The 10,857-nt window shown below is 40.6% G+C and carries 6 protein-coding genes; 2 read left to right on the top strand and 4 right to left on the bottom strand.

The genetic code is table 11. From position 1 onward, the window contains the following. Positions 1-74: 74 nt before the first annotated feature. From EWV84_RS21335 to EWV84_RS21325, 3 genes are all read right to left on the bottom strand, one after another. Positions 75-3,869 carry an AMP-binding protein gene (locus tag EWV84_RS21335; protein WP_287079915.1) on the bottom strand — a complete coding sequence of 1,265 codons (3,795 nt, stop codon included), beginning with the start codon at positions 3,867-3,869 and terminating at the stop codon, positions 75-77. A 93-nt stretch (positions 3,870-3,962) separates the two neighbouring features. Next, positions 3,963-4,625 carry a nitroreductase family protein gene (locus EWV84_RS21330; protein WP_002776854.1) on the bottom strand — a complete coding sequence of 221 codons (663 nt, stop codon included), beginning with the start codon at positions 4,623-4,625 and terminating at the stop codon, positions 3,963-3,965. A 31-nt stretch (positions 4,626-4,656) separates the two neighbouring features. Beyond that, entirely contained in the window at positions 4,657-5,586 is a 930-nt protein-coding gene (locus EWV84_RS21325; protein WP_286826611.1) for a VOC family protein, read from the bottom strand. Between the two features lie 254 nt (positions 5,587-5,840). Between EWV84_RS21325 and EWV84_RS21320 the strand changes: the two genes are divergently transcribed. Next, a complete protein-coding gene (locus EWV84_RS21320) occupies positions 5,841-6,263 on the top strand; it encodes a hypothetical protein (RefSeq protein WP_286826610.1) in 423 nt (140 codons plus the stop codon). Between the two features lie 45 nt (positions 6,264-6,308). Further along, positions 6,309-7,751, top strand: coding sequence for an AAA-like domain-containing protein (locus tag EWV84_RS21315; protein ID WP_287079914.1), 1,443 nt, complete (start codon positions 6,309-6,311; stop codon positions 7,749-7,751). Here the strand turns inward: EWV84_RS21315 and EWV84_RS21310 are convergent. Then, a complete protein-coding gene (locus EWV84_RS21310; RefSeq protein WP_287079911.1) occupies positions 7,748-10,465 on the bottom strand; it encodes an AAA-like domain-containing protein in 2,718 nt (905 codons plus the stop codon). The genes EWV84_RS21315 and EWV84_RS21310 overlap by 4 nt on opposite strands. Positions 10,466-10,857: the final 392 nt, after the last annotated feature.

Genomic DNA, 10,857 nt, shown 5'->3' with positions numbered 1-10,857 from the left:
AGTCACAATTGTCCCCATGACTCTGAGGTGGGGGATAGGTCAAGGGAAATTAGCTATCCTATCCCCACCAGCGATTAACTAAAGAAGGCAGAGATTTCTTCTTCGGATATTTGGGGTAAAATTGCTAAAATTTCGCTTTTTTCTCGATTATTTGCCAATTCAGCTGCGATATTGCTTTGATTAATCTGGTTAGCTAAATATTCTGCCAAACTATCAATAGTGGGATAATTCCAAACAATGGTGGCTTCGACGGGAATTCCCGACCAATCGGCAAGATCTTGGGCTAATTCCACGGCAAAAATTGAATCTAAGCCAAAATCAGCAAAAGACTGGCTGGTTTGGATAGTGGCTGGATTGACCTTTAATTTCTGGTGTAACCAATTACCTAACCACATTTCCACCTTTTCGGGAGTTTGTTGGCTAAGAAGGGACTTTTTCGGACTAGAGGGGATATTTACTCGGTCCTGGGGCGGTTGACTAGCAATTTCGACCAGAGAAGTTTCAGCTTGAGGATGAGTCTGTTTAGCTTCTGGTTCCAACATCAATAACTCGTCGAGTTGATAATCGGAACCGTCTAGACGTTGTTCGATATCATCAATAGATTGAGTATAATCGAGGATACGATCGCGGATAGTCGCCACCGAAGAAGCAAAGTTTTCTTCGGGTGTTCCCCGGAGAGCTTTCTGCACACATAAATCAAACTGCAATTGACTCCAAGCTAGGGCATGACTGTACTTTTCCCCGGGGTGAATTTGGGCCATTTTCGCCGTTGTTGCTACTAAAGCGGCGTAACAACCCAATTCTCCGATTAAAGAATAAGCCCAAGCTAAGGCGGCAGAACGATCACCCCAGAGATTAGACTGGAGACAACGCTGATTAATAGATTGGGCAGTGCTGTGGAGTTGCAGGGCAATTTCGGGCGCTTCCAGAACTTTTGTCAGAAATTCGCCTAATTTGTCCGTATGGGTGATACTTTTGCCCAAAAAGATTTTCAAACTCTCGTTAGGACCTTCGCCAATTCGTAAAACTCTGGCATCCCGGAGAATTTGCGGGGCAAGATTAGTTTCCATGTAACCTCTACCCCCCAGCATCTGAACAAGACTATCGGCCGCTTCCCAGAGGTAATCAGCCCCCGTAATCTTGGCAATAACGGCCATTTCCCTGGGAACGGCAACTTTTTGGTCTAATGCGGTGGTAATACACTTTAAGAGACTGGACAAGGCCACAGTAGCCCCAGTTAAATGGTCAAAACGGGCTAAAGTAATCGGACTTTCTAGTAATTTACCGGTAGCGATCGAACGACGGCTGGCATAACGTAACATTAATTGTAAACAGCGTTTCATGCCGCCAACTCCCATCATGCCAATGCCTAAACGGGCATAAAGTAAAGCATCGTCGGCGGGTTCAGTGCCATTGCCCAATTCTCCCAGCAATTGCTCTTTAGTGACTAAAACATCCTCAAAATAGATGGCATTTTGCATAATTCCCCGTAATCCCATAGTTAGGGATTCAGGTCCCAAACGCAGACCGGGGGTACCTTGACGGACAAGAAAACCTGTCAAACCGTTATTCCCCGGTTCTTCCGAATCAAGCAAACGGACAAAAACATTAATCATTCCGGCCCAAGCGGAACCATTCCAACGCTTAATGCCGCGAATTCGCCATTTATCTCGACCATCTGGCACCGCAACGGTACTAATTGCCCCGATATTCGCTCCTGCTTCGGGTTCCGTCATGCCAAAGGAGGATAATTGTCTTCCTGTCGCTAAAAGAGGTAATAATTCTTGCTTGAGGGAAATAGTCCCGTAGTTGAGCAGCGGACGGATACCTAAGCTGTTATTGAGACTCACCATCGTCGCCAAGGTTAAATCAATGGCGGCTAATTGTTCCATCACCTGGAGAAAATTGCGATTATTAAGGGCTATTCCCCCGTATTCTTCAGGAATCTGCATTCCCATCAGTCCTTGATTGCCAAAATCCATGACAATATAGGGCGGCACACAACGACGGTCATCAATCAGATGGGAATTAATGCGAGTTTTGGCGTAATCTCGCAACCAAGTCAAGATTTGCTCGGTTTTTTCTTGACTAGCGGTTGTGGGGTCAGCTTGGTGACTGCTGAGGGGGGGGGTTAGCGTCGGCATAGGGGATGAAATTAGTGGAAGTTGCTGGTTTAAATACTGTTGACGGCAAGCGTGGCGTTGAATTTTGCCGCTAGAAGTTTTGGACAGAGATGCGGGTTTGATAAAAGCGATATCATAAACTTGCAATTCGTGTTCTTGAAAAACGGCTCGACGAACTGCTTCTAGGGCTTTTTGCTGGTTAAAACGGCGAATTGCCGTTCTTTCTACCTCTTGAACTAGGACTAACTTTTCTTCTGCCTCGATTTCTACGGTAAAGGCGGCAGTTCCACTGGGGCAAAAGTCGGGATAGCATTGTTCTACGGTCTGTTCGATATCCTGGGGATAGTAGTTACCGCCGCGAATAATCATCAGGTCTTTCAAGCGTCCGGTGATGTATAGTTGACCCTGATGAATAAAACCTAAATCCCCTGTACGCAAATAAAAACCCTGTCCAGCATCGGCGATAACTGCTTGAAAAGTTTTTTCTGTAGCTTCGGGATGTTGCCAATAGCCTTGGGCAACGGTTTTGCCTTTCACCCAAATTTCTCCCACCTGCTGGGAGGTACAGCGTTGACAGGTTTCAGGATTAACAATGGCAATTTCTGTGTCGATTTCTGTTTGTCCACAACTGACTAAGGGTTGAGAATTTGGGTTTTTTTCCGTAAAAACGATTTGATGACGGTTTAAAGCGGCTTTTTCCACCCAGCAGATTTGAGGAACTTGATTTTTCCTGACAGCAGCAACTTTTAAGGTGGCCTCGGCTAAACCATAACCCGGACAAAAGGCGGCCAACTCAAAACCACAGGGGGCAAATTTACGAGCAAATTCGCTTAAAATTTCCATTCTTACGGTTTCTGCGCCATTTAAAGCCACTTTCCAACTGCTTAAGTCTAAATCCGTTAGCTGCTCCTCTTTAATCTTGTCAAGACAACGTTTATAGGCAAAATTAGGGGCGGCAGTGTGGGTGGCCTTGTATTTGCTGATGGCATTTAACCAACCGAAAGGACGTTGTAAAAAGGAAACCGGAGACATTAGATAACAGGGAAATCCTCGATAAAAAGGCAGTAAAATGCCATAAATTAGCCCCATATCATGAAAAGTTGGCAACCATGTCACCATAACGCTCTTTTCATCGTGTTCCCAGCCTAAATCTAAATCTCGGAGGTTGGTCAAAAGATTCTCGTGATTGACCATCACTCCTTTGGGAGTCCCCGTGGAACCAGAGGTGTATTGTAAAAAGGCTAAGGTATCTGCTTTTATCTGAGTGGGGTGGTCTTCGGCTAAACTTTTGCCGATTAAGCTATCCGTAGCTAGAAAGGGAATATCTCTGTCTAGTTGTGTTTTTAATTGGGCTAATTCCGATTGTGTGCTTAAAAGTAAGCTTGCTTGCGAATTATTAAGAATAGAAGTTAAGCGAGCCATCTTTTGGTTTTTCTTGGGCAAATTAACTGGAATTGCCACTACTCCTGCTAATAAACAGCCGAAAAACCCACTAATAAACTCTAATCCCGAAGGGTATGCTAATAAAACTCGTTCTCCCGGTAATAGAATCGATTGTAGAATATTTGCGATCGCTTGAGCTTCTCGAAATAATTCCCCGTAGGTAAGGCGTTTTTCTTCGGTTTCCCCATCGACTAAAAAGGTATAAGCAGTTTTTTGGGGTTGGTATTGGGCGCGATAACGAATAATTTCGACTAAATTGCTTATTTCTGACAAATTAAGCTTAGTATCTAAACAAAGGGTCATTGTTTCACTCCTCATTATTAAATGGAATCGAAGACAAAGATTTAATCCCCTCGCACCGAGACAAGTTTCTGGTGACGGAGAGCGAATGGAATTCTAGGGGTGATTTGGGCTTAAATTAAAGGTTTCTCCGTAAATTTCGCCATAGCAGAGCTTCTGAGTCCCAAAACGTCCCCCATACTCGCTCAAAGGTTCATCAGCGTATCCCAGGGCCAACAGACAACAGACATCGACCGTATCGGGAATTTGGAAATACTCGCGCAAGGGTTTAGCCACAAATCCTTCTAGGGGACAACTATCCACCCCCAAGCTTTGCGCCGCTATCATGAGATAAGTAACCGCAATCATAACTTGTCGGTTGCTCCAAGCTTCTGGAGACTGATAACAGGGTTTAAATTGGAAAAAAGGCGGAATGGCCATGTGCATGAACTTGGCCCGTTTTTCGGAAATCGTCCCCTCTTGCTTTCCTAACTCAATCACTTGATTAATGTAACCACGATGGTTAACTTGGCGATCGCCACAACAGATTAAAACCACGGGTGCATCGACCAATTTATCTTGTTCAAAGCCGAATTCTCGCAATTTTGCCTTATTTTCTGGTTCTCTAACCACAATAAATCGCCATGGTTGCAAATTATAACTAGAGGGTGCTTGGAATCCTAAACGAAAAATTTCCGCTAAAATTTCTTCGGGAATGGCATCGGTGCGAAATTTACGAGTAGAGCGTCTTTTTTGAAATATTTCAGCAATATTCATCATCTAACCCCTTTTATAAGACGTTTTCAACGGTTTAACCTAAAAAACTTTCGGGAATGGCCGGTCCCCATTGATAGAGAATATCTAACCCACCCGCGTGAAGTTCTGGCTCGGTAGTTTGCTCGAAAAGGTCTCCATCGGTAAAATGTTCAATGAGGCTACCGAAAGGATCTTGCCAATAGTCAAACACTTGACTTCCCAACAAATGGCGACCAATTCCCCACACAGGAGTCCATTCTTTTTCTCGTAACCAATCGTGGCCGATTTTAATAGAGTCAAAATCTTGCACCTCGAAGGCAGTATGATGGACTTTGGGGTGAGAACCTTGCAACATGGCGATGGTGTGATGATCAACCCATTCCTCTCCCCGTTGACAACGAAGAAAACCCCCGACTCGTAAACTGGGATGGCCGTAATAAATTAAATCTGTTGCTTTTAAGCCAAAAGTCTGCTGATACCAGTGATAGCTTTCCTCAAAGTCTTTGACATCAATAGCTAGATGACCTAGACGTAAAATAGGTGCGGGTTCTTTTTTCGGCCTTTGGGTGCGACCTAAACGGGTTTTCTGACTAGCGTGATTCCATTGCAAGGGTTCAGGAATCGGCAAAGGTTCCACTTCCTCGATACCGTAGACCAATTCTAGGTTAAAACCGTTGGGGTCAATAATTTTGATGCGCTGACCCCCACCAGGGGTGAACATCCTTTCCACAGGAGAAGCGGAGGCTAAAGTGGCTAGTTCATGTAAAACGGATTCTGATGTCGCTTCTAGGGCAAAACTGACAAATTTAGCTTCTTTTCCCCATTCTACGACATAGACAAACTGTTTTTTGCCTCTACCTCGCATATACAAGGCTGTATCGGTTTTAACCGCGGTAATCAGGCCAAAATCCGTCAAAAAACGTTCACAGAGGTCTAAATCCGGATGTTGATAGGTAACGTAGGCAATATCAGCAATTTTAGTCATACTCGGTCATCCAGTGGAATTGTCTAATTCGGCACAAAATAGCCAGGCAGATAGCGGTCAAAGTGCTGCCATAGCAAGGGTGAAAAGACTATAAGAAAATCTGAACCTTGTTGTGGTTGATTATTCCATTGTGGGTACACCCACAGTCAACGGCTAATTTTTCTTGCCCTCAATTGCTATCCCAGACTGGAGTTTGAGTAACTTGGGGGTGGAGAAAAACCTTGGGGAACTTCGGGGTTTTGCGGAAAATTTTTTTGAGAGATGTGGTCAAGGTTGTCTACCTCGCATCAATTGGACTTATTGAGAAAATATTCGCACCAATTGAGAATAAACAAAGGTTTCATAAGGGTTTCAGGCGGTGCAATGCTGAAGTAAATCTATTTTTTGAGGTACCCTCTAGAAAAATCCGCTATCGTTCGAGTAAGCAAGTCAGAGAATATTGGGATCAGTGGCAGCGGCAAAGATTATTTCTGTTTCCACTGCCCAAATCTTCCTCCGCAATGAATCTTGTTACACCTGAATGGCATCAATTGAAAACTTGCGAACTGGCAGGTCAAATTTTTCCCGAACGGTTGGATTTAGCATCGCCGTTAAACAAGGGATCGAAGCTTGCACTCAAAAAGGAGGATAGGAAACTCACTGTTTTAAGTTTATTCCCTAACCAAATCATTACTTAAATTTCTCAATTACCAACAAAGTCCTTAATTACTAAACTTGAGATCATGTCTAGAAAAGTTACTTATGGGGATATTCCCAGGCAAAGAACCAAATATCTGCTTAATGCTCTGTTAAAGTTTGCTAACTACGAGGTTGATAATTGTGAAAATCTGGCTATTAAATTTAGCTGGATTAATGAGAAAAAATTGAAAATTCAAGCCGAACTTAATGCTTTAGAAATGCTGACAGAAAAATGTGGTCAAAGGCTGGAGTTATGGCAAATTCGGGATGCTTTGACGGAATATCTTAACGAAAAATTTTTAGGTATTTTGGAAGATCATCGTCTCAATAATCAAGGAAAAATTCGTACTTTTCAAATTACTTTTTGGCAACGGGGTCATGATATTTTAACTAACCTAAGGAGCTTTGATCAAGAGTGGGCAAACAAAAGTAAACATCAATCTCCCGCAATTGCTGCTATTTTCTCCTCTTTAGATGAGGAAAAACAACAGGATTACCAGACCTATATTAAAGATTATGTAAAACGTCCACCTCTGGAGGAAAATTGTCTCAAAGTTCTTCAGCAAGAACAATCGTTGCTAAGAATTCGCGCACCTCATAATAGTGGCAAAACCCGTTTAGTTAATTGGTTAGTCCATCATCTCAAACAAGATAATTATCAACCAGTTATCATTGATTGTGAGGAGGAAAAAGCTACTATTGCCCTTAGTTGTGAAGACTTGCTGCTGTCGATTTGTCGTACCATTACCCAAGAATTAAAGATTAACGAATCTCTTCTCGATAAATTTTGGTCTCGTCCCGGAACTCCTGCCCACAAAACTCGACGATATTTAGAGGAATATGTTCTCCAACCCAGCGCTAATCCGCTGGTTTTTGTCTTTGAAAAATTTGATACAATTTTGGAAACTGAAACCCTCGGTAATGAAATTTGTGGTATTCTCAGAAGTTGGCATGAAAGACGTTCCCCACCTTGGCGGAAACTGCGCTTAATTATTATTCATTCAACGGAATTTTATAGCAACTACGATTTTTATGCCTCTCCCTTAATTGGTGTAGGTTATGTGGCTAGTTTATCGGATTTTAATGCGGAACAAGTTCTCTCTTTCGCTCAAGTTAATGGCATTAATTGGACGTTATCAGATGTTAACAAGGTCATGAACTTAGTGGGAGGTAATCCTTATTTAATTAAGTTAATCTTGGTAAAATTGCAAGAAGGGAATTCTCTAGAAAAGGTTCTAGATGATGCCTTGCAGGGACGAGAGCCATTTCAAAGTCATTTTTTCCTACTGATGAGATATCTGAAAAGTAATGCTAACCTACGGAATACTTTTAGGCAAATTATTCAGAAAAAAGCTCTGACTCCGGCTCAAATGAAAGGAGAATCTGTCCAATTTTTGGAACGATTGGGACTGATCGACAAAAATTATGATACCCTAGAGGTGCGTTGCAATTTGTATCAAGTATATTTTGACGACTTGCTTGATTAGTCTCGTTGAGATTCCAAGTGAAACTGAATTGAGTTTTCAAGTTTTGCTTCTAACTTACTCTTAACCCTCACAGTAATTGGTTCTCGATTAGATTCGGATTCATTATCTACAAACCTGAGGGAATTCCCTGAGGTGAAACTGGCCGAAAGATTGAGGTTTTCTAAATATTCTTGTATCAACTCTGAAGAAATTTTATTCTGGGATTGCAAGGCTCTAATAGCAGCTATAAATGATTGGGCCGCATCATAACTGGTAGCGGTTCGCCAGCTAATATCTTCTTTCCATAAAGCTTGAGCATCTCTGACAAAATTTTGGGACTTAATTAGATGGGAAAACCAAGGCACAGCCAAAACTAAATTATCAATAAATTTACCGCTATCAACCAACATTTCATGTTCATACATGGAATGACTCCCTAAAAGAACTAGCTTATTTTTCATATCTAGAGTGGTGCTGGTGTTCAACTGTTCAAGAGTATGGGATAATTCTACTAGCACAGAAGCTGATTCCAAACTGGGAAATAAGACAATTCCTCTAACTTGATCTTGGGAGAATGCTTTTAAAACTTCTGCGTCAATATCTAGGGAAGATGCTAAATCAATTACTTTAGTGATTTTACCGCCTTTTTTTTGGAAAGCTTGACGAAACTCTTGAGTAAGTTCTTGGCTATCAATCTGGTTAGAATTATTAAAAATAATTACCTTATCTAGATCATGTTGGCTGGCATAATTAGCTAAAGTTTCACCAATTTTTTCATTAGTGATAACGGTTCTAAAAAAGTATTCACTCTCAATTACATTCGAGGAACTTGTAGAAGAAATTAAAGTAATTTTGGCTCTTTCATAGATAGGTAAAGCCGCTAAGGTGGCTTCACTAGAATAATGTCCAATTACTCCAATAACTTTGGGGTCTTTAACGATTTCCTTAGCGACTATCTTAGCAACTTTTTCATCATTATTATCATTGGCAATAACGATATTTAAAAATAAGTTATTCGCATTTGTCGGTAATTGGCTATTAAATAAATATTGTGCTTGAGCAATACCTTTAAGGATTTCTTGGGAAATTTCATTTTTTTTGCCACTGGGAATAACCACCGCCAAAGTCACATAATTATTACTTAAATAAGCGATAGCATTATTATAATAAATCAAGATTTCTGCATCTTCAGGATGAGCAAGATAGGCTTTTTTGAATAACTGTTTAGCTTCCAAATAATTAGCATCTTGAAAAGCCAAAATACCCCGATCTTTATAAAAATTTTCCTGTTTGATAAGTAGCTTTTTTTCGCCTTGGCTAAATAGTTGAGGCTCCTTAGTATAGGGGATTTTATAAAAGTAAGGTAGCAGCCATGACTGGTAGAATCCCAACCCAAGTAAACCTGTAACAATGGTAGTAAATATTCCCGCTGCCACCATAAATAAACGAGATTGTTTTTGACGAGTAATGCTTTCAGATGCGGCTAAAAAACGATAATCGACACTATCTAATTCTTTATCTTCTTGCCATTTTTTAGATTCTTCTAACTTTTTCCCTGTCAGTAAACAACTTGTATCGGTAAAATTTGAGTCTTCCCACTTAGCAATTTCCGATTGATAAGGACGACTAGCTGCTAATACATTATATAACCATTTTTGATTAAAAATTGCCTGATAAATAGCATTAGCCACTCTAAGATAGCCCTGATTATCGACGATAACTAATCCAGATAGTAATAATTCATCATGTTCTGGTGTGTTACTCGCTTTCACCAATTTACCTTTTAAAACATTAGCATAAACCCTTAGTAAATACCCTTGGTCAGGATGATAAATAAGTCGCTCTCTTATACTTGATAAAAAAGCAGGTTCATCTTTTTTTTCCCAGTTATCAATAATGTGTTTATAAACAAAATCTCGCATCCAAGCTGATAAGAGAGACCGAGGTATTTGAACTTTAAACTTGGCCATTAAATAACACAATTTTTGAGTTAGAAAAGGTTGACCATTAGTCCAGCTAAAAATTTCTTGTAGAATTTCTTGAGGGGAAACACCCAACCCTTCTAGTCCTTGCATCAAGGGTTGACAGTTATCTTCTAACGACAGTCCATTTAATTCAATTGCTTTACCAATATTGAAAGGAGTTCTTTGACTATCCTGAATTAATTGATTGGGGGTAGCCGTGCCAATTAAAACAAATGAAATACGATTAAAATCTGAATTAACAACTCGCTTTTCATGACAAGACCTAATGTAAGCAAAAAAGTCATCAGTAGCAAAAGGTAGTTTTCTAACCACATCAATTTCATCAATAAAAATAACAATGCTGGTTGAAATTTTTCTCAATAAAATTTCTTTAATAAATTGTCTAAGTAACCCAACATTAGAAACAGATTGACTGGCGATCCAAGATTCTAAATCCGCCATGTTTAGGTTTAATTGTTCGGCAATTTCAAGAATTAAGGACTGATACCAGCTAGATTGATCTACTGATGTCCCTAATTCATTTAAATCTATACGGGAACAGGCAAATCCTTGGGCTTCAATTTGAGTTTGGATGCGTACTGTCAAACTCGACTTGCCCATTTTGCGAGAATTGAAAATATAACAATACTGACTGTTCATCAGAGCTTGGTACAATTCTAGATCGGCCCTTCTATCCACATAGCTGGGATCGGAAGGAGATAGGGTACTAGAAAACTTATAAATAGTCTCTGTGGTTCCGTTTTCTTGCATATTTCGCTATTTTATTGATCAGATAACCAAAACTTGGGTAAGTAATACCAATTTTCAATAATCGTGACTAACATCTGAAAGTGCAATTCGGCTCTGAGAGAGGAATTGCCCTTTGGAATGATCAACTAAGTCTGTCATTACTTTTGAAAAATGATACAATGCTAGGTTAAACTACACTAACCCCAGTGATAAATCCAGAAAAAACCTCGCTCACTAATAGCCGATTATTGGTAAGCTAGTTCTACTCTGAATGAGATTGGAATATTTTCTTAGGTTGACACTCCCCGCTCTAAAGAGACGGGGATTCTTGGTTCACAGAGATTACTTGCTTAGACAGAATTGCTTCTGAAAAAGTAGAGGTATTCTCTCCCCAAGCGTTTATTGGATCTAGC

Origin of the sequence: Microcystis sp. M_QC_C_20170808_M3Col (genome assembly GCF_007095505.1) — a bacterium.
In the GTDB taxonomy this organism is placed as follows: Bacteria; Cyanobacteriota; Cyanobacteriia; order Cyanobacteriales; family Microcystaceae; genus Microcystis.
The sequence above is the reverse complement of the archived record's forward strand: the minus strand, read 5'-3'. Positions and strand labels throughout refer to the sequence as shown.

Coding starts and splice junctions, on each gene's coding strand:
- EWV84_RS21335 (WP_287079915.1), bottom strand. CDS start 3,869: ATGACCCTTTGTTTAGATACTAAGCTTAATTTGTCAGAAATAAGCAAT.
- EWV84_RS21330 (WP_002776854.1), bottom strand. CDS start 4,625: ATGATGAATATTGCTGAAATATTTCAAAAAAGACGCTCTACTCGTAAA.
- EWV84_RS21325 (WP_286826611.1), bottom strand. CDS start 5,586: ATGACTAAAATTGCTGATATTGCCTACGTTACCTATCAACATCCGGAT.
- EWV84_RS21315 (WP_287079914.1), top strand. CDS start 6,309: ATGTCTAGAAAAGTTACTTATGGGGATATTCCCAGGCAAAGAACCAAA.
- EWV84_RS21310 (WP_287079911.1), bottom strand. CDS start 10,465: ATGCAAGAAAACGGAACCACAGAGACTATTTATAAGTTTTCTAGTACC.